General features: G+C 41.7%; 19 protein-coding genes and 1 tRNA gene. 15 read left to right on the top strand and 5 right to left on the bottom strand.

Features of this window, described 5'->3' with window-relative positions; translation table 11 throughout:
• Positions 1-42: 42 nt before the first annotated feature.
• Positions 43-2325 carry a nitric-oxide reductase large subunit gene (locus ASG34_RS07090; RefSeq protein ID WP_055828607.1) on the top strand — a complete coding sequence of 761 codons (2283 nt, stop codon included), beginning with the start codon at positions 43-45 and terminating at the stop codon, positions 2323-2325.
• Here the strand turns inward: ASG34_RS07090 and ASG34_RS07085 are convergent.
• Together ASG34_RS07085 and ASG34_RS07080 are read right to left on the bottom strand one after the other, a co-directional pair.
• On the bottom strand, positions 2318-3793 hold the full coding sequence (locus ASG34_RS07085; RefSeq protein WP_082504848.1) for an EAL domain-containing protein: 1476 nt from the start codon (positions 3791-3793) through the stop codon (positions 2318-2320). The genes ASG34_RS07090 and ASG34_RS07085 overlap by 8 nt on opposite strands.
• 182 nt (positions 3794-3975) lie before the next feature.
• A complete protein-coding gene (locus ASG34_RS07080; protein ID WP_055828601.1) occupies positions 3976-5610 on the bottom strand; it encodes a sensor domain-containing protein in 1635 nt (544 codons plus the stop codon).
• 406 nt (positions 5611-6016) lie between these two features.
• Between ASG34_RS07080 and ASG34_RS13985 the strand changes: the two genes are divergently transcribed.
• The 14 genes from ASG34_RS13985 (at position 6017) to ASG34_RS06990 (ending at position 16630) form a co-directional block, all read left to right on the top strand.
• Positions 6017-6085, top strand: a tRNA-Met gene (locus tag ASG34_RS13985).
• 1158 nt (positions 6086-7243) lie between these two features.
• Complete coding sequence (locus tag ASG34_RS07065; protein ID WP_055828592.1) at positions 7244-7570, top strand: hypothetical protein; 327 nt, start codon at positions 7244-7246, stop codon at positions 7568-7570.
• Positions 7571-7645: 75 nt separating this feature from the next.
• On the top strand, positions 7646-8119 hold the full coding sequence (locus ASG34_RS07060; protein WP_055828588.1) for a DUF6985 domain-containing protein: 474 nt from the start codon (positions 7646-7648) through the stop codon (positions 8117-8119).
• Positions 8120-8244: 125 nt separating this feature from the next.
• The gene (locus tag ASG34_RS07055) at positions 8245-8706 is read left to right on the top strand and encodes a tetratricopeptide repeat protein (RefSeq protein ID WP_055828585.1); all 462 of its coding nucleotides are present in this window, start codon (positions 8245-8247) and stop codon (positions 8704-8706) included.
• 70 nt (positions 8707-8776) lie between these two features.
• A complete protein-coding gene (locus tag ASG34_RS07050) occupies positions 8777-9238 on the top strand; it encodes a GNAT family N-acetyltransferase (RefSeq protein ID WP_055828582.1) in 462 nt (153 codons plus the stop codon).
• 74 nt (positions 9239-9312) lie between these two features.
• Positions 9313-9831 carry a YfbM family protein gene (locus ASG34_RS07045; RefSeq protein ID WP_055828579.1) on the top strand — a complete coding sequence of 173 codons (519 nt, stop codon included), beginning with the start codon at positions 9313-9315 and terminating at the stop codon, positions 9829-9831.
• Positions 9832-10577: 746 nt separating this feature from the next.
• Complete coding sequence (locus ASG34_RS07035; protein ID WP_055828573.1) at positions 10578-10916, top strand: hypothetical protein; 339 nt, start codon at positions 10578-10580, stop codon at positions 10914-10916.
• A 500-nt stretch (positions 10917-11416) separates the two neighbouring features.
• A complete protein-coding gene (locus ASG34_RS07025; protein WP_055828567.1) occupies positions 11417-11956 on the top strand; it encodes a hypothetical protein in 540 nt (179 codons plus the stop codon).
• Positions 11957-12084: 128 nt separating this feature from the next.
• Entirely contained in the window at positions 12085-12615 is a 531-nt protein-coding gene (locus ASG34_RS07020) for a DUF6882 domain-containing protein (RefSeq protein WP_055828564.1), read from the top strand.
• A gap of 109 nt (positions 12616-12724) precedes the next feature.
• A complete protein-coding gene (locus ASG34_RS13980; protein WP_156376463.1) occupies positions 12725-12979 on the top strand; it encodes a hypothetical protein in 255 nt (84 codons plus the stop codon).
• Between the two features lie 119 nt (positions 12980-13098).
• Positions 13099-13674, top strand: a complete 576-nt coding sequence (locus ASG34_RS07015) for a hypothetical protein (protein WP_055828561.1) — start codon at positions 13099-13101, stop codon at positions 13672-13674.
• Between the two features lie 87 nt (positions 13675-13761).
• On the top strand, positions 13762-14088 hold the full coding sequence (locus tag ASG34_RS07010) for a hypothetical protein (protein WP_055828558.1): 327 nt from the start codon (positions 13762-13764) through the stop codon (positions 14086-14088).
• A 643-nt stretch (positions 14089-14731) separates the two neighbouring features.
• Positions 14732-15148: a hypothetical protein gene (locus ASG34_RS07000; RefSeq protein WP_156376462.1), complete on the top strand. Its 417-nt coding sequence runs from the start codon at positions 14732-14734 to the stop codon at positions 15146-15148.
• A 789-nt stretch (positions 15149-15937) separates the two neighbouring features.
• Positions 15938-16630: a hypothetical protein gene (locus ASG34_RS06990; RefSeq protein ID WP_055828547.1), complete on the top strand. Its 693-nt coding sequence runs from the start codon at positions 15938-15940 to the stop codon at positions 16628-16630.
• Here ASG34_RS06990 and ASG34_RS06985 read toward each other — a convergent pair.
• The 3 genes from ASG34_RS06985 to ASG34_RS06975 all read right to left on the bottom strand — a co-directional run bounded on the left by ASG34_RS06985 (position 16597) and on the right by ASG34_RS06975 (position 19552).
• Positions 16597-17190, bottom strand: a complete 594-nt coding sequence (locus ASG34_RS06985; protein WP_082523820.1) for a sensor histidine kinase — start codon at positions 17188-17190, stop codon at positions 16597-16599. The two genes, ASG34_RS06990 and ASG34_RS06985, sit on opposite strands and share 34 nt — an antisense overlap.
• A gap of 18 nt (positions 17191-17208) precedes the next feature.
• The gene (locus tag ASG34_RS06980) at positions 17209-17505 is read right to left on the bottom strand and encodes a hypothetical protein (protein ID WP_055828540.1); all 297 of its coding nucleotides are present in this window, start codon (positions 17503-17505) and stop codon (positions 17209-17211) included.
• 91 nt (positions 17506-17596) lie between these two features.
• A complete protein-coding gene (locus ASG34_RS06975; RefSeq protein ID WP_082504828.1) occupies positions 17597-19552 on the bottom strand; it encodes a hybrid sensor histidine kinase/response regulator in 1956 nt (651 codons plus the stop codon).
• Positions 19553-19660: the final 108 nt, after the last annotated feature.

The raw sequence follows: 19660 nt of genomic DNA, 5'->3' as shown, positions 1-19660 counted from the left end.
ATTTTAGAATTCAAATCGAAATTCATTATCCCAGGGGATTTTATGGACGTTACGAAAAGGTTGTGGATTTATCTCGGAACACTATTAGTTCTTTCTTTTAGTGCTTTGCTCTGGACAGGTTCCGAAATCTATCGTGAAGCGCCCCCAATGCCCGAGAAAGTGTTGAGTGAAAGTGGATCGATAATTTACACCTTGGAAGATATTCAAAAAGGTCGTCAGGTCTGGCAGTCTTTTGGAGGTATGCAGTTAGGATCAATTTGGGGGCACGGTAGTTATGTGGCCCCAGATTGGAGTGCAGACTGGCTTCATCGGGAAGCAATTGCATTGCTGAACATCTGGGCAAAAAGCAGTGGTGACAATTTAAATTATGCACAATTGTCTGAAGAAAATCAGGCAAAACTTCAAGGCAGACTGCAAAGCCGAATACGTCTAAATACATTCAATGAAAAAACCAAAATTATTACATTCGATAAGGATCGAGCCAGGGCAATCTTGAAGGTTCAAGCTCACTTCCAAAAATTATTTGGAGACGAGAGTAGTACAGCTTCATTACGAGAATCATACGCAATGCGAAATAACACTGTGCCTAATGCAGCAAATCGCCATGCTCTCACAGCCTTTTTCTGGTGGACATCTTGGGCGACGGTAACAAACAGACCTGGCAGTCAAATTAGTTATACTAATAATTGGCCTTCCGAGCCATTAGTTGGAAATAAACCTCCAGCAAGCACCTTTGTCTGGTCTGCTTTCAGCGTAATTTTTTTAATAGCAGGTATTGCTTTATTAGGGTGGCACCACGCAATTTCACAACATCATTCCAGAGAACAATTAGTTTTACCTATAAATGATCCTTTGAGATCTATCGTTGTGACTCCTTCGATGAGAGCGACTGCAAAATACTTTTGGTTATTACTTAGCTTATTCCTGATACAAATACTACTCGGTAGTATCACGGCACATTATCAAATAGAAGGTCAGCAACAATACGGGTTCAATTTATCCGAAATTCTACCCTATGCTTTGACTCGTACATGGCATACGCAATTGGCCGTGTTATGGATTGCAACAGCTTGGTTAGCTACCGGATTATATATTGCGCCAGCAATTTCTGGTTATGAGCCAAAATACCAGCGTATGGGAGTCAATTTCCTATGGATATCATTAATTGCAATTGTCATTGGCTCTTTCACAGGGCAATGGTTTGCTGTTATGCAAAAGATGGGTTTGAAGTATAACTTCTGGTTTGGTCATCAAGGCTGGGAATATTCCGATATGGGCCGGTTTTGGCAATGGTACTTATTTGTTGGGTTGATTCTTTGGCTAGTTTTAATCGCTAGATCTCTATGGCCTGTTTTACGAGTTAAAAGTGAATCACGTTCGATAGTTGCATTATTAATGCTCTCTACAATAGCGATTGGATTATTTTACGGCGCAGCCCTGATTTCAAACGAACATAGTCATATATCTACGATTGAGTATTGGCGTTGGTGGCTGGTCCATCTTTGGGTTGAAGGTTTTTTTGAAGTTTTTGCTACTGCTGTATTAGCCATAATATTCACCCGGCTGGGTTTGTTGCCTACTAAAACAGCGACAGTAGCAGTGTTATTTGCCACCATCATTTTCATGGCTGGTGGCGTGCTAGGAACATTACATCATCTATATTTTAGTGGAACACCCATGGCTGTTCTTGCACTAGGTGCCAGTTTTTCCGCTTTAGAAGTTGTCCCTTTAGCTTATATTGGATTTGAAGCTTATCACTATTATCAACTTGGTCACGCTACAGCTTGGATGCAGCGTTACCGTTGGCCGATTATGTTTTTCCTTGCAGTTTCTTTCTGGAATATCGTGGGCGCAGGACTATTGGGATTTCTCGTGAATCCTCCTTTATCTTTGTACTACATGCAGGGTCTAAATTTAACTCCACTGCATGGCCACGCTGCTTTATTCGGTGTTTATGGAATGCTAGGGATAGGTTTGGTGTTGTATTGCATTCGAGGAATAAAGCCAGACTTAATATGGAACGAAAAAATGTTAAAAGTCAGTTTCTGGTCACTCAATATAGGGCTCGCATTAATGGCTATTTTGACGCTTTTACCTATTGGGACTTTGCAACTTTTGGCAGCGATTGATCATGGATATTGGTATGCTCGCTCTGCTGATTTCATGCAAAAACCTATCATTGATACTTTAGTATGGATGAGAGTGCCTGGAGACATCATTTTTAGCATTGGAGCCTTATCTCTTTGTTGGTTTATTTTAGAGTTGTGGTTGAATCCAAAAACTGAAGAAGATAGCTCCAAGCAAAACGTAGGTGAGATCAATTAGCATTTTTTTCCAGGTAAGTCTCAAAATTACTTGCTGATAGTGCTTTAGAAAATAGCCAACCTTGTACGTATTTCACCCCTTTTTCAGAGAGAAGTTTCGCCTGTATTTCAGTTTCAACGCCTTCAGCAACCATACCAAGATTTAATGATTTTGCCATTTCAATAATATGAAAAGCGACATGTCTGGTTACCGCTTCGGTTCCAACTGAATCTACAAATGATTTGTCAATCTTAATGTAATCCAGTTCGAATTTTGTGAGATAAGATAAGTTAGAATAACCTGTTCCAAAATCGTCTATGGCTATTTTGACTCCTTGACGACGTATTTCCTTCATGACTTGTAACGACTTAGCATCATTTACAAGACCTCGTTCGGTTGCTTCTAAGACAAGTTGGCTACTTTTAGCTCCTCCAACTGTTTTGAACTCTTCGATTAATTCTAAAAGGTTACCTGATAATAAGTCTTGAGCAGTAATGTTTATGCCTATTTGAATATCAGGATACTGTTGGAATACAGTCTGCATGTCCATGGCCACAAGCTTAAACACGTGCGCTGTAATTTGACACATAAGACCGGTAGCTTCTGCCACTGGAATGAAAAAATCAGGCATTATTACTTTGCCTTCATAAGATTTCCAGCGGATTAAAGCTTCTGCCCCTACACACGCATTCGTATCCAAATCAAGAATTGGTTGGTATTCCATATAAAACTCATCATTGATTAATGCTTTCAAGATGATATTTTTCGGAGAAACACGTTTTTTTGCTAACAGGATGAACGCAAAACTAAGCACCAATCCAATTGAAATCCCAATTGGGAGGAATAATTTAGCGAATTCTTTATTCGCTTTCTGAATTTCTTCCAATGGTAACGCAGCAATAATTGCGGAACGATCCAATTCAGCAGGAGTTAGATAAACCAGTTTATTATTAACCGAGTCGATGAAAGTTTGAGACTCTTCTTTTTTATATCGATTTAGCCATTCGGAATAAACTTTCCCTCGTGCAGTAAAAATAGTGTGAGAGCGTATTCCGAATATACCTACTGTAACCTTTGGATCTCCAAGTGCTACGATGGCATGTTGTGGATCTATTAATACAGTCCAACCTAATCGTTCATAAAAAACAAAATTGCTTTTCTTCCAATGAGGAATATCAACGTTAATCCAGACTCTAGTCCCGTCCTCTTCTGTATTAATAGGCGAACCAAGATTAAGTCCATCCATCGTTGGTGAGTACGATGAACATTGGATGACGTTATTCTTCATGTATCCAACAGCTTGTAAGAAAATTGCTGCAACATCATGTTCTTGCATTTTTTCTATTTGTTGTTTAGAACATACTTCTGAGGGAATATCTTTGGAAAAGGTAGTCACTACTTCAGCAAACTGAATACGAGTTTCAACAAGTCTGGCGTGCATTTCAGTAGAAATCAATTTGAGGCGATTTATTTCTTTCGAAATCGCCATATGGTCAGAAAGGAGCAGAGACAGATAAGTAGATATGAGTAATATACAAATCGCTACAAAGTAAGTAGTGTATTTATATTTCTGTTGTAACCATCGGTCTAGATTTGTTGGGATCACTTTATAGTGCCTGAAAATATTATTTGCGGTCTACGCAAATATGATATTCCCAATACCTATGTAGGTCACAAAAACTTGTAGCAATTTTTTCCATTGTTCTTAGCAGCGTATAAAGCAGTATCACCTGATTTGATCAACCTTTTAGCATCTTCGCCATGATTAGGATATATGGCGATACCAATACTCGCTGAGATATTAATTTCGTTGCCCTCTAGATTAAATGGATCTCGCATTGAACTAAGAATAGAAGTGGCAATAGCTTCAATGTCTTCAACCTGCTGAATTTTCGGCAGAAGGATTATAAATTCATCTCCTCCAATCCTAGCGATAGTATCTATTTCTCTTTTAACGCATTTAAGCAAACGTTGCGCAACCTCCCGAAGTAATAGATCTCCTCGGTCGTGTCCTAAAGTATCATTGACCTCTTTGAATTTGTCTAAATCCATATACATAAGACTGAACATTGATTTAGTTCGTTTTGCGTGTGCTATGCCAGTCTGCAGCCGATCCATTAAAAGAGCACGGTTAGGTAAACCTGTTAAGAAGTCATAGTGTGCCAAATGCTTCATGCGATCCTCAATTACTTTTCGGTCAGTGATATCCATCATCGTTCCCACGTAATTTGAAACTTCACCACTGGCATCCTTGATAGCCGTTACTGTTAACCATTGAGGATAAATTTCACCATTACTTCTACGATTCCATATTTCACCTTGCCAGCCACCTTGGGCTTGGATATTTTTCCACATTTCTTGATAAAAGGAAGCTTGATGAATATTTGAACTCAATAAACTCATTGGTTCACCAATCGCCAGATCTGGTGTGTAACCAGTAATGTGAGTGAATGCTTCATTCACTTTCAGAATTACGTTTTCTTTATCAGTTACTACCATACCCACATGAGAATTGAAGATTGCTGCTGTAATCGTAAGTTCGGCTTCTTTAACTTTCCTTTCAGTGATGTCCTTTGAAAACCCAACCGTTCCTAAAATATCTCCATCAATGCCAATAACTGGGGCTTTGTATGTTTCGATCCAATGCCGTCCCTCAGCCCCTTGATGGTGCTCCTCAATAATTTGTTTTTTACCACTCTCCATGACGGCTAAATCATCTTTACGATAATGCTTTGCGAGATCCAAAGGACTCAGATCAAAATCTGTTTTCCCTGTAATTTGATCTGGATCTTGATAGCCATACGAATCTGCATAAGCTTGATTAACAGTAAGAAACCGACTATTTTTATCTTTAAGCCAGACTAAGAAAGGAAAATTATTAATGAGCGCTCTGAGATAGCTTTCTTTTTGTCTTATTAATTCTTCATTAACTTTACGCTCTGTAACATCCTGGACAAAAGTGAAACTAAATTCTGAACTTCCAGAATTGATGTAGTGCCCTGTAACTTCAACGTTAATAAAGGAACCATCTTTGCGTCGATGACGAGTATTGATATGAACAATTTCATTTTTCTTTAACTTTTCCCAAACATCTGGCCAATGTTCAGGTTTGAAATCTGGATCTATATCCCAAGGATATAATCCCAATAATTCTTCTTCGTTGTAACCTATGCTTTTACAAGCGGCTTGGTTAACGTAATCAATTCGGCCAACTGGATTATGACGATAGAAAGGGGTTTTGCTCTTATCAAGAATAGATTTGGTCATCCAAAAACTGTCTGAATTTCCTTCAATATTTTGATTCATAAATTTCACACTCATTTCACTCAAGTTTGAGATGCAGTCCAATATCTCACTTAATATGAACTCATAACAACGATCAATGAATTATTTGCATTAGAACTTTGCTGGTGGAGCATTATAATTCCAACTTTAAAACAGTAAATATAAAGGAATGACTTAAACACTAAGTGTACGGTATTGGTGTAAGCAGAGAAATGAACAAGAAGACTTATTTTGTGCAAAATTACTCAATAAGCTATTGAAAGATTGAATTTAGCATTAAAAAAGGTGGTTCCGGAAAGAACCACCCGTTACCACCAATTGATCACCCCGGGACAGAGGTACAACAAAAGTTCAACGCTATAGTTAGATGACAAGTCTACTTAGTTGCGTAATGCAATCTAAGTGCATGTATTGTTGCGTAATGGAAGGCATAGTGCATCAATGTTGTGGACTCATAATCCGTTGGTGCTGTGTTCGACTCACAGAGGGGCCACCAAAAATATCTGTAAATCAAAGGGTTACGTTAATTCGTAGCCCTTTGTTTTTTGTCATCTATGCAAAAGGCTCAACCGAGGATCTGTAATCACTCTTGTCCAGCCTATATTTATTGGACTATCCACAGTTTTGTAGACACCTAGCCTTGTTTGTTTACCTGATCCATTAGACACGGCGGGGTAGGTGGATTTTGACCCCATAAATGTAGCTCCTAAACAGGGGGTGAAAATGATGAAGCTTACCTAAATTAAAAGTGGTTGCGTCCGCAATTGCTCTTAATTACTATACGGACAGGTTTCCTTCTAAACATAAGAAGTAATTGGAACGACGCATGAGAGTTGCCCTTTTAAGAATATTATTATGCGGACAGATGCGTCCGGTTAATAACTGTTATGTGCCATGCGAACATGAACAACGCTAACAATAAGGATTCGATGCAGCTTAGTGATAGGCAACAATGTGAGTTATGCGAAGCACTTATATTGCCATCTACTTTTATAAAGAATAAAGGTCTCTGTGGAAGGTGCAGAAAAGATATAAACCACTTCTTAAAGCTATATCCGCTAGGTTTGTTTGATAAAGAACTTAAAAGATTTAGTAGGTTTCTTTGGCTTAAGCGCATGGTAGGCTTTGGATGGAGAAAAAACTATTCCCAAAAAGCGTTTCGGGATTCTATACGTTTAAGAGTTGAGAATGAAATCAGGAGTATGAATTCAAGGTCTGATTAGGAACATAACCTATCATTCAAGCGGGACGCCTAACGGCGCCCCTTAATTCAAACGTTGAGCGTCACATATTTTATGAGCACATTCGTTCGAAACTTCACTATTGTTCTGACCGCACTAAGTATGAGCGCCGGAATTTTCGCTGAGTCACTTTTGTCTTTCTTAAAGGTTGAAATCTCAAGTGTCGCGGAGCTCCGCTGGACGTTGATAATCGGAATGCCAATTCTTCTCTTTGTGTTGTTTATATGGCTCAATCAGCAACATGCCAACACAGTGCTAACTAAAACTCTGCAATCATTCAGTCTGCTTGCAATTTTTCTCGCACCTTACTTGTGGGTCTTAAATCATGCTCAATAAACTCACAACACTGACCCATCATTCAAGCGGGACGCCTAACAGCGCCCCTTAATTCAAACGTTAGGCAACACAACCAAATGATTTGGAAAATATTTAAAGGTTTAATAAACGCAATATGCCTGTCGTTTGCAACAATAGTTCTAATCGCCGCCCCATTTAGTTTGGGTATATTTGCTTTTGCTTGCTTCTTGGCATTTCTTGGTGGGGCTCTTTTGATTGATTTCACAAAACCACTAAGCGCTCAAAACTTAAGCCCTACTCAACGTAATATTGCTAAGGTAGCTATTTGGGGGTTGGCAATATTTTTCGTCACTATGTTTGTTTATAGTTTGTTTAATGGTGAGTCTCACTTAAATGGTAGGGGTTTTGTTCAACTAATCACCTCCTTGTTAAAGGCCATGTAATGTTAAGGCCTACCCCATCCATCAAGCGGGACGCTGGCGAAAGCCAGCCCCCTTAATTCGAACGTTAGGCATAACATGAAACCACTTCTCAAGAACGTTTCGACCGAGGGCTTTTGGCCTCTTCAGGGTGAGGCATTTCTCACGCTCTTTGATCGGTACGTACCTTTCGCAGTCGAAGATGCGTCAGGCATTAATTATGTTGAAAAGTGTGTTGAATACTTCAACGCTCTTGATTCTGAAATCATAGACGATTTATGCCTAGCGTCCATTCGTTATTGCAACGACTTCCTTGAAATGGTGGGCGAAGACCCAAAGCAATTCAACTCACCGCGAGATGTGTTGCCGCTTGTCATACCTAGTACCTTAATAATTCCCAATGAAGAGATTCCCGGGCAACCTGTTGCTCACTTTGAGCTCAACTGCGATTGGGAGCCCGAGCATGGCATGGAGTGGATTGTTCGAGACAATAAAGTGCTCTATGTGGGCGGCTTCAATGGCAGCGATCCGTGGGGCGAATATCTTGAGAAACCCAGTTATAACTATGCCTAACCCATCCATCAAGCGGGACTGGCGAAAGCGCACTTCGCTGATAGAATTTTTAGAAACGAAGGTTGAGCCACCATTGTCGCCAGCCCCTTATCTCAAACGTTGGGCGCCACTAGGGCCGAAGCGAAATGTCTGAACTGTCAGAAGCCACTCACTCCGATATTCAGCGTCTATCCGCCGAAGGTGACGCTTTGGCCAACGAGCGAAAGTATTCGGAAGCGATTCCCGTGTATTGGCAGGCCTGGGATCTCTTGCCCGAACCAAAGACCGAATGGGAAGCTGCTACTTGGCTGCTCGCGGCTATTGGCGATGCCAATTTCCTCGGTCGAGACTACGCGGCAGGCAAAGACAACCTAACCACCGCAATGCGCTGCCCAAATTCAACTGGCAATCCCTTCCTGCACCTTCGGCTAGGTCAGTGCCAGCTCGAACTAGGCGTCCTTGATCGTGCGGCCGACGAGCTTATGCGGGCGTACATGGGCGCGGGAACTGAGATTTTCAAAGACCAAGACCCAAAATACCTGCGCTTTCTACAAAGCAAGGCCAAAGGTATCGAAGGGCCGAAGAAGTCATGGCAGTTCTGGAAGTGACGCCCAACCCTTCAATCGAGAGGACTTGCCCCGGCAAGCCGGGTCAAGCCTCTCATCTCAAACGTTAGCCATGACAAACCCTATCGAAATAAGCCCCGCGTTAGCAACCGATGCCTCCGCTATTGCCGAGTTGATTTATTCAACATCGCTCATTTGTTGCTTCACGCCTGAACAGCCATGCCCTGAATGGTTCAAGGAGAGCGTAGCATCACACCAAATTGCTAACCAACTTCAGGCCGAGCAAATGGTTTGGCTAGTGGCTAAAGTAGGTCAAATGCTTGTCGGGGTTCTAACCATTCGCGACAGAAGTCATGTGAAATACTTCTTTGTTCATCCCAATCATCAAATGGGAGGCGTTGGAAAACAACTATGGCACTCCGCTTCACGCAATGGGTTGCTAGGCAATTCGCTTACAGTACGCTCATCGTTGTTTGCGGTTCCTGTTTATGAACGTCTTGGGTTCAAGATCATTGACCCACCCGAAGCATTCAATGGTATGCATTATCAAACCATGGTGGCAAGCTATGGCTGACCCTTCATTCAAGTGGGACTGGCTAAAAGCCAGCCCCTTAATTCAAACGTTAGCCAATAAATAAGGAGAAAAATATGGGCATGGTTTGTTGTTATGTTGCAGTCCCAGAAAATATGATCGATGCTGTAAAAATTGAATCCGACCCAGTGAATGAGGTTTACTTTCAGCATGAAAGCAACAATGAGGAACCACACTCTATTGACCTCGATAAATCTTGGCATGCTATTAATTTCATGCTTACTGGGGAACCTGAATTTAAATTTCCAGAGCAAACTGAGTCTGCTAAAAACCCATTATTACAAGTAATTTTCGGTGGTGAAGAAATTGGCGAGGATTTAGGCTATGGTCCAGCTAGGTTCCTAAATCCAAGTGTAGTCAAATCTATTTCAAGCTCTCTTCAAGCTTTAAGCGTTGAAGATTTTAGTGCTCGCTTTAATCCCGAGGAAATGGACAAGTTTGAGATATATCCACAAATATGGGTTAGAGATGGTCAAGAGGGTCTTGATTACATTTTAGATAATTATCGTGGGCTTGTAGATTTTTTTGTCAAATCTGCTTCTCGCAATGACGGCGTACTATCATTTGTTGGCTAACCTATCATTCAAGCGGGACGCCTAACGGCGCCCCTTAACTCAAACGTTAGGTCTTAATCCATAATGAAATGGCATATCAATAAATGGGGTCAAATAGTACGCCTTACAGAAGAGGAACAGAATCCCGGTCGGAAAGTACATCAAAGTATCCCGATTGCAATAACCATTTTTGTACTAGCAGGTTTTTTATTTGGTTTATATCAGTGTACGGCTAAGCTGACACTCAACTCTGAATTAGCAAAACCTAACCCATCATTCAAGCGGGACGCGCCAAAGCGCGCCTCTTAATTCAAACGTTAGACGACATGTGGCCTTTATCTAAAACAAAGTCAGAACCTAGCTCAAGTAGAGTTGGTCAGCTATTTCTGTTCAAAGAACGCATGTTTAAGGAAGGTGCCTCGCAACCCACGCTGCAGAGGGGTCTTCGTTCTTTTGTTGAGACATACATACCCGAGGCTGAATTTGAAGTCTTTTTTGGTGGTTACGCTGCTCGAAACATTAGCGGTGAAAAATACATTGGGGTGTGGAGCGTTAGAATTGCAAGCCGAATGCGGCGTATTTTACGAGAGCGAGGTGCCTCGTTCACTGTGGTAAATAATCATCCATGTGAAACCAACCAAAGTCTTAGTCTAACCCATCAGTCAAGCGGGACTGGCGATAAGGTGCTTTCATGAAATGTTTATTAATAACGAGGGTTGTGCCACCACTGTCCCCAGCCCCTTACTTCAAACGTTAGAGCACAAATCATGAAAGCCACAGAGTTGAAATTCCGCGCCCATGAATATACAGGGCGAGAAAAAGGGATGATGGTAATCGGAAGCACTACTCAACTTCAGCAGTTATCCGAGCTTTTGAAAGCTCCAATTCACACTGAAACTACTGAATGGCCAACACAAGTTACTTCAATTAATATTGGCTCTGAATCCAACCCATATATTTTGTCATTTCACATTGAAAATAACTCTAATAAGCCAGTTTCAAACATACCTAGAAACTCTAGTCCATTTTGGCTACTGGCTACATTATTACCCTTAGCAGTTATTGGTGTGTTTGCAATAATCCATTGGGGCAAAAATGCGCTCTAACCCATCCATCAAGCTGTACTGGCGAAAACAAGCATCTATGAAAAAAATTTTAATAACCTCGGCTGTGCCACCATCCTCGCCAGCCCCTTATCTCAAACGTTAGGCATTTGAATGACATCGACTTTCGAATATGAAACATGGCTCATTGAAACGGGCGATATCATAATCCGTAAAGAAGCACAAAACGGCGCCGCAAGCCTCACGTCATATGAAAAGCTAATTTACTGTGTTTGGGTCGCGGACTACGGAATGAGAAATGCAGGCGACTTGAGAACTGCAAGCGAGTTGTATCCACCTTTTCAAAGCGAGGCATGCACACTTGCAAGAGACTTGTCGCTCCAATACACATTGGACACTTTCTCTATGTCAGAAAATGAATTATGTTCGCAGTATTTTGATCGCTTCGAGGGTGTATGCAATGAACTCAAAAATGCCTAACCCATCCATCAAGCGGGACCCGCTAAAGCGCGCCCCTTATGTCAACACGTTAGGGAATAAAAATGAATAGTACGCTCAAAAAGCTTTATGAACTCTCTAAAGCTACAAACATTGATTACCCCTTTGAGGCTTTTGAGCCAGTCGGATTGATTCTATTAGAGGATAATATACCCTATGAGTCTTGGGATTCTGATTGGTGTGCATTACCTGACCAACTACCGTTTGCTATAACAGGTGTTGATGGGGTCTATTTTAGTTTGTTGGGTAAATTAGATGAGTTTAACGAAAATTCACCTGTTGTGATGACAATACCAAACTCTGGTGACGATAATCCAAATGTGATAGTAGGTGAAAATCTAATTGATTTTTTATCCCTTGGTTGCAAAACTGGATACCATCGCTTAGATGACATCGTATTTAATTACAATAAGTTCCTAAAAGAGCTTGAATCGAAAGAATACGACACGGACTTTGAAGATGAAGAAATCGATTTGTTAATTAAATTAATAAATAAATTCCAATTGAAGCCATGGTCAAACTATGCACAAAAATTAAAAAGCCTGCAAACTGATTATGCTGATTTACTTGTGCTTAGAAATTAGCTTCTCTAACCCATCCATCAAGCGGGACTGGCGAAAAAGAGCTTTTATGAAATGTTATTAATAACGAGGGTTTAGCCATCAGTGTCGCCAGCCCCTTACTTCAAACGTTAGGGTTTATGAGCAAATACATGAAAAAACTACTACTTGGGTTAATTGGTTTATTTGCAACTTCAAATACAAACTCCAGTGAAATTTACCCTGATGCTGTTCAACTATATATTCGTCAAAGTATTGAAGGGCTGAAGCAACAAACTTCAGCGCACAGCGCCACATGGCATTTTGGAAAAGAAAAAACTTGGTCAGTTGATCAAGATAATGGCTTAATTCTCTTCATATTCCCTAACAAAGTTATAGCATCCGCTCCAGTTCAAATAATTGGCACTTATGACCCTAACGATGGTTCCTTTCTTTGGGGCTGGGACAATCCCTCAGTTGACGATAAACTCAAGCGGGCGGCTAATTTGGTTAAAGCATATGGGGTGAAAAACAAAATCTCTACGTTTACTAAACCCAAAATATTTAGCTCCGAAGAAAAAGCATGGGAATTTGTAGCATTGGCTGCTCGCTTGGATTCGGCAAATGGTGCATATCGGGCAAAAACAGGTGGTCCAATTGTATATATGACTTTTGGCGAAATTACACTTAAAAATCAACCCTAACCCATCCATCAAGCGGGACTGGCGAGAACGCTCTTCGATGAATACAATTTTAATAACAATGGCTGTGCCACCATTTTCGCCAGCCCCTTATCTCAAACGTTAGCCCATCATGAATCGAGAACATACTTTATTTCACTTACAAGAGGCTTCGGAAGAGTTGGCTCGTATGATTAATGAAATAAAAACCGACCAAAGTTATAGCTCGGGAGAGCTGTATGTCTCTATGGCGCATCTGTATCATCATATAAATACTGCTTGGAACGCTCGTGAAATATCTTCATCACAAGCTCATGAATGTTCTGAAGAAAACTTCAAGTTATGGCAGCAGTTTCCAACCGATATTGATTTAAGCAATGAGTCCTAAGGCTAACCCATCAGTCAAGCGGGACTGGCGAAAAGGTGCTTCTATGATATGTTTATTAATAACGAGGGTTGAGCCACCAATGTCGCCAGCCCCTTACTTCAAACGTTAGGGCTTAAAGCATGTCGCATTGGCAAGCTGTTTACGAGAATTTCAAAAACAATAATGTTGCTCGCGCCATCTCGCAACTTGAAGAATTCATCTCAAGTCACGACGCACAGAAGTTTGCTTGCGTCGTCGGTGCATCGTTCTTGAATCACCCTTCCTCCGTTCTCGCTGAGTTAAACCGATTTATCGAGGCCAACGAAAAGCAGTTTGACGTGAAGTCTGTCTATTTCGAGATGAACGGCTTCGATATCAACTACGACCGCTGGTATTTCGATCTCTTTGCCTACTCCAGTTACTCCCCAAACTTCGATGACACCGACTGGCTTTGCGAGTGGCAGTCAGCTCCCTGGCCCCAGTTTGAACTTACTGGCATGGCTGCCGCGCAGGAAGCGTTTGCCTGGTACCACGAAAAACGTATATGGAAATCGCAGCCGGACTTTAAGCCCATTTATGAGGCGGCAATGCTTCTGATCATGGCCAAGTTCGCCGGTTATATTGGCTCAGCATTGAGGGCTGGGCATCTTGCCAAGTCCATACCAATTCTCGTAACTGCCCATGGCTTCGAGTCAATCGCCCGCTATGAGCCCTAACATGGCGCTCAACCTCGCTCATTTTAGTCGCTGGACGCTGCGCGATGAAGCCGCGCAGCGCCGGTTAGCTCTACGTTAGGCCTTTCAATGTCAGACCTAGACTTGTTACCCAAATACCTAGCAGACAAATCAATCTCTGAGCAAGAGATTGTGCTTCCGACAGCTGAAGCCATCGAGGCCATCGATATATTGGAGTCTCAAGGCTATTTAGTGCTCGGTTGGGAGGGATGGGTCAAATCAAGCAATGGTGTTATTGGTCATCAAAATGCTCCTCAAGGCACAATTAGCCTAGAGGGTTTATCAGTAGCTAGCGCGGCTCAACTTTGTCGCGAAACAATTCAAAAAGAGGCTGCACAGTGGCTTACATCCAACCAAGGCTCAAAAGATGAATTGCATATCTGCATTACAGTTTAAGCCTAACCCATCAGTCAAGCGGGACTGGCGAAAAGGTGCTTTTATGAAATGTTTATTAATAACGAGGGTTGAGCCATCATTGTCGCCAGCCCCTTACTTCAAACGTTAGGCAAAAGATGAACTGGAAAGTCGGAATATTTGTTTTGGCCTTACTAATTGTCATTAGTGTTTGTTTATGGGGGTTCAGAACTGATGTCGGGAAAGGCAAATTAAAATTCGCCCTCTACACTCTAACTAGTTGCATCGCTTATCCATTTGGTGTTCTGTCTCTATCAAGCATTCTCGTATCGTGGGTGCACGCAAAGGAGATAATAGGTACTGCAAACTGTTCGCTATCGGCATTCCCATTATGCTTCTTTGCGCATACGGGCATTTTCACTGCTTTTATATTTCTGTTCTTCTCTTGTTCAATTCTGGCTTGGAGCGATGCCCTGAATCGTCGATTAGAACCCACCAAGTCTAACAACCCAATTTCTCAAATTTATCGTAGTTCTTGGTTGATTGAGAGAAGTTGGAATGTGCTACCCTTTTTAATGCTGGCTTTAATTGCTATTTGGGCTGGTGTAATTTAGTGTTTTGCCTAACACATCCATTAAGCGGGACGCGCTAAAGCGCGCCCCTTATGTCCAACGTTAGAGTGAGTATGAACACTTACCAGTTCCTAAAAGCTTTATTATTAATAAATATAATAGCCTGTATGTTAGGTTGCTCCATTCCGAAGAAGTTTAAATTGACCGACATAGATGGATTTAATCAAACACAGTGTGCCAAATTGAATGCTGATGCATTCATTTCTCTTGCTGACTTTAATAGAGGCTCTATAAATTTTTTCGGCATAGATGAAAAACCATTGGAACGGGGTTGGAGAATACACAAAGAAACGAAATTGGAAGTAAATAAAATCGAAAGTACATGGGATTTTGAAAACGGCTATCGCATTATTGTTAACGGAAAAATTCCAGTAAATTCTGAAACCATTAAATTCTTTAGTCAGGAATATTTTTTAAACCAACCCGATGAAAAAGAATATCTTCATAAGATTTTTTCTCCATGCGGCTAAACTCTAACCCTTCATTCAAGCGGGACTGGCTAGAGCACTCTCGATGAGCAATTATTAATAACTAGGGTTGATCTACTGGTGTCGCCAGCCCCTTAATTTAAACGTTATGACTAGTCCGCACACACCGAATCACATTCCAGCTGGCGAGCGCGTCACAAACTTCATATTTTCCGTATTGCTTTTCGCGTATGGCAGTTATGGCGTGTGGCTAAACGACCTGTATGTCCCAGGCAAGCGCTCAAAAGGAGTTCACCTACATGACGTCCCAGCATGGATAATGTATGGGGCTATTATCTGTGCGTGCTTGGTGATGCTATCTGTTGTGGTAGATCACTACGATCAGAGGAATAATGAAACGAACTACAAGTTGTTCGCTACAACATTTAAGTATTTAGGTTGGGGGTTCTTCGGCCTATCTCTTGTTATGGCGGTGATTCACTAATGCATAACAAGGCATTCAAGCGGACGGGCTTCGCCCGCCCTTAATTTGAGCGTTACAGAGGTACAACTAAAGTTCAACGCTATAGTTAGATGACAAGTCTACTTAGTTGCGCAACGTTATCTAAGTGTATGTATTGTTGTGTAATGGAAGACATAGTGCATCAACGTTGTGGACTCATAATCCGTTGGTGCTGTGTTCGACTCACAGAGGGGCCACCATTTATAGAGAGACTCAAGGTTAACGCCTTGGGTCTTTTTTGTTTTGAGCTGTTATTATTAAATCTTAGCCCTAAGGTAAATGTGTATGTGAACTCGCCCAATGGTCTTCTGAAAAGGACATATCCGTAAATGACTGTAATTCCATTAAAAAAACTAAATAAAATTATAGACGTATCATTAGCTGAATGGCTGAGTCCAGAAGGTTTTGTGCTGGAGAAAGGCGTCTTAGGTGGAAGCAGTCTCTGCCGCTGGAAGGGGGATACTTTTACTGATATTGGCTGCCAAGTAATCCGTATTGGTGGTGAAAACCGGATTGTACCTTCAGGAATGATGGGTTTTCTGCATATTAAAAAAATCTACACGCATTTTATGGCTGATAGCCCTGAGGACGCTGAAGAGCTTAATCAGCGTGCAGTAGAGTTTCACGTAGGATATCAACAAATTAAGCAAGACTGGCATGCTTATATCCCTTGCCAGCATGAAGAGGAGGTAGAAAATGCACTGGCAACGCTCAAAGCTTTTATTTTTGATGACCTGTATCCCATGCTGACCGCCCTCACTAGTCCTGAAGAATTATTGCCTTTGTATCAAGTGCTGGACGAGAATAACCCGACCCGTTTTAATATTCCAGTATTTGATGGTTACTCATCGGCATTGGGAGTGCTGATTATTGCTAGATTGCATCAGCCTGATTTATATCCAGCCTTTAAAAAGCGTTACCAGACAATCATATACCCCCCAGATGAACCCGCCGACAAACTCACCGAACGTGCAGATCGTTTGATTGCTTATTTAGACCAAAAAGAACTAACACCAATATAAGCATTCTTAGGCTGGACTATTACGCCGTATTGAATCGCATTTCCTAACAAGTTAGACAATACCTGAGCAATGCGCTGGTCATCCCACTTACCGTCAAAGGTACCTTCCATTGACAACACAATCGAGTGTTCCGGATTCGCAATTTGCTGCTCTTCAACAATATCAGCACAAATTTTAGCCAGATTTGAGGGCTTCAAATCCACAGGAAGCTTTTTACCTGGCTGGGTACGTGTATAGTCCATAAGGTCATTAATCAGCTTACTCATCCGTTGCGAGCTGTTATAAATTCTTGTGGCCGTGGAAACGATCTTATCGCTAACATTCTCGAAACGCATTACCGCAATTGCAGACATGCTTGTAGTTGATAATGGGTTGCGAAGGTCATGGCCTAAAATTGCCAAGAACATGTCTTGCGAAGTTTTGAGCAATTTAGAATAACGCGATAGTGATTCGGCAATTGCTTGGTCAATCGCCTCGTTGAAACGTGTTATATCTTCCGGATTACTAACTAGACGTTCATTAGAACTCTCATGCCATAGATGTAAAACACTTGCACGCAATGCTCTATATTCAGAAAATCATTGCCCGATATTAAAGCCTGACAGTAACCTAGACTCTGCATGTTTTTCTGCAGGAGTCATATTTGGATTTCTGGGAGCCAAATCTCTAGATTTATCCGATTGCTCTTTTTGTGTTTGAGGCTTATCTAAGTCTTTTGCAATGGCAGTTAACATCAATTCCGCATGATCTCGGAGTGATTTGCTATCCATTGTTAAGGCGGGAGGATTAATGGTCCTTGCAAACTCCTCCCAATCTTCCAAGATCACTTCCATGTTTTGAATGATAAAGTCACTTAGGCGGATTGGAGTTTTCATATACTTTCCAGCAGCTGGGATTGCCGTTGAGGTAGACAGTTATACATTTAATAATGAACTCTATTACCCGATTACTGGCATTCAAAACTGCCTAGGCAGCTGGATGATTTCCAGAGGTCGTGCTACTGATAACTCTCTCAATATCTACAAGATCATAGGGCTTATTGAGGAATTGAAACTCATCTAAATCACCATGCTCTTTTTTAAGTGCTGGAAGTGGATACCCTGATGCGAGGACAATTTGAATATGTGGATTTAAATCTCGCAAAGTTCGCCCTAGTTGAATACCATTTATGCCACCTGGCATTAATACGTCCGTGAATACTAGGCTAACTTTTTTACCACTACGCAAGATTTCTAATGCTGCTTCCCCACTCGAAGCTTCATAGACCTCATAGCCCAGCATACTGAAAATTTGAGAGGTAGCCCACAATACGTCTGGATCGTCTTCAACCACCAGCACTGTATCGCCACTTTCTTCGACTGCACCTGTCAAAATAGTTTCGTCTTCCACGGCAGGAAAAAGCATACTGACAGAGGTTCCGATGTTCATTTCGCTCTTGATGTGAAGACCTCCCTCTGATTGTTTTACAAAGCCAAATACCTGACTGAGGCCCAAGCCTGAGCCCTTGCCGACTTCCTTGGTAGTAAAAAAAGGCTCCAATACTTGTTGAATGTTTTCTTTGGGAATGCCATTGCCAGTATCTGTAACATTCACTTCTACATAAAGACCTTCAGGCAAGTCTTCAATCTCATTCTTAGCTACAACACGTTTTCTAGAAATGATACGGATTTGTCCGCCATCAGGCATCGAGTCCTTCGCGTTGACCACCAAATTTAACAAGCTTGCTTCAAAGCTTGTACTGTCAACCAGAATCGGTAAAGGGGTTCCGTTTACATCTAAGTTGATATGAGTGTTCGAACCAACTGCGCGTCTTAGCATTAACTCAAATGTACTGATCAGTTGATTGACATCGTGAGGCTCAGGCTTCAAAGGTTGCTGCCGGGCAAAGCTCAGTAACTGTTGAGTTAACTTTGAACCACGCGAAACGGCGCGTTTCATGGTTTCCAATAGCTTATGTTGCTTAGGATTGGGGTTAGAGTGGGCAAGTATATCTAGCCCATTAGAAATAATGGAGAGCAAATTGTTAAAGTCGTGGGCTACGCCACCCGTCAGGTTGCCAATAGCATCCATTTTTTGTGCCTGGAACAAAGCAGCATTAACTTTGGCCAGATTTTCTTCGGCAATTTTCTTCTCTGTTATATCCCGTGTGATTTTCGCAAAGCCTATCAATTCACCGGCGTTGTTGTGTATCGCGTCAATAATGATATGCGCCAGAAATAAAGAGCCGTCCTTGCGAACACGCCATCCTTCATTTTCAAAACGCCCATCCTCCCTGGCTATTCGAAGAGATCTCTCCGGCATACCATCTGCGCGGTCTTCCTCTCTCATGAACCTAGAAAAATGAGTCCCGATTACCTCATCTGCTAAATAACCTTTTATGCGTTGAGCCCCTGAATTCCAGTTTGTTACAATACCTTCGGGCGAGAGCATATAAATGGCATAGTCTGTAACGCCTTCGACTAGATATCTAAACCTACGCTCACTCTCAAGCAGGCTTTCGTGTGCCGCCTTGCGTTCGCTTATGTCTCTGGTTATTTTGGCAAAACCAATTAATTCGTGGGTATTATTGTAGATGGCATCCACCACGATATTTGCCCAGAAACCTGATCCATCCTTGCGGATGCGCCAGCCTTCTGCTTCGAACCGCCCATTGGCTGCTGCCTGATCCAATATGTTGTTAGCTAATCCCGCATCACGATCTTCCCGTGACATAAACATTGAAAAGTGTTTACCGATGACCTCATTTGCTTTGTAGCCTTTGAACCTTTCAGCGCCTGTATTCCAGCTGACGATTTGTCCATCTGGATTAAGCAGGTAAATAGCATAGTCACTAATGGAAGTGACAAGTATCTCGAATCGTTTATCTGAATTGATAAGCGCGTCATAGTTCTTTTTAGGAAGAGGGAACTCCTGAAGAATCATAATAAGTCTTCCTTGTGGGATGTCTCCGTATGTTTTACCACAGGCCCCAAAATCAGTGTAAATAATTTAATATTAAATAGAATAGTGCGGTGATGATGCAATCGCATG

Source organism: Methylophilus sp. Leaf416 (genome assembly GCF_001424665.1).
GTDB lineage: Bacteria > Pseudomonadota > Gammaproteobacteria > Burkholderiales > Methylophilaceae > Methylophilus.
Note: the sequence above shows the minus strand (reverse complement) of the source record. Positions and strands in the feature narration are given on the sequence as shown.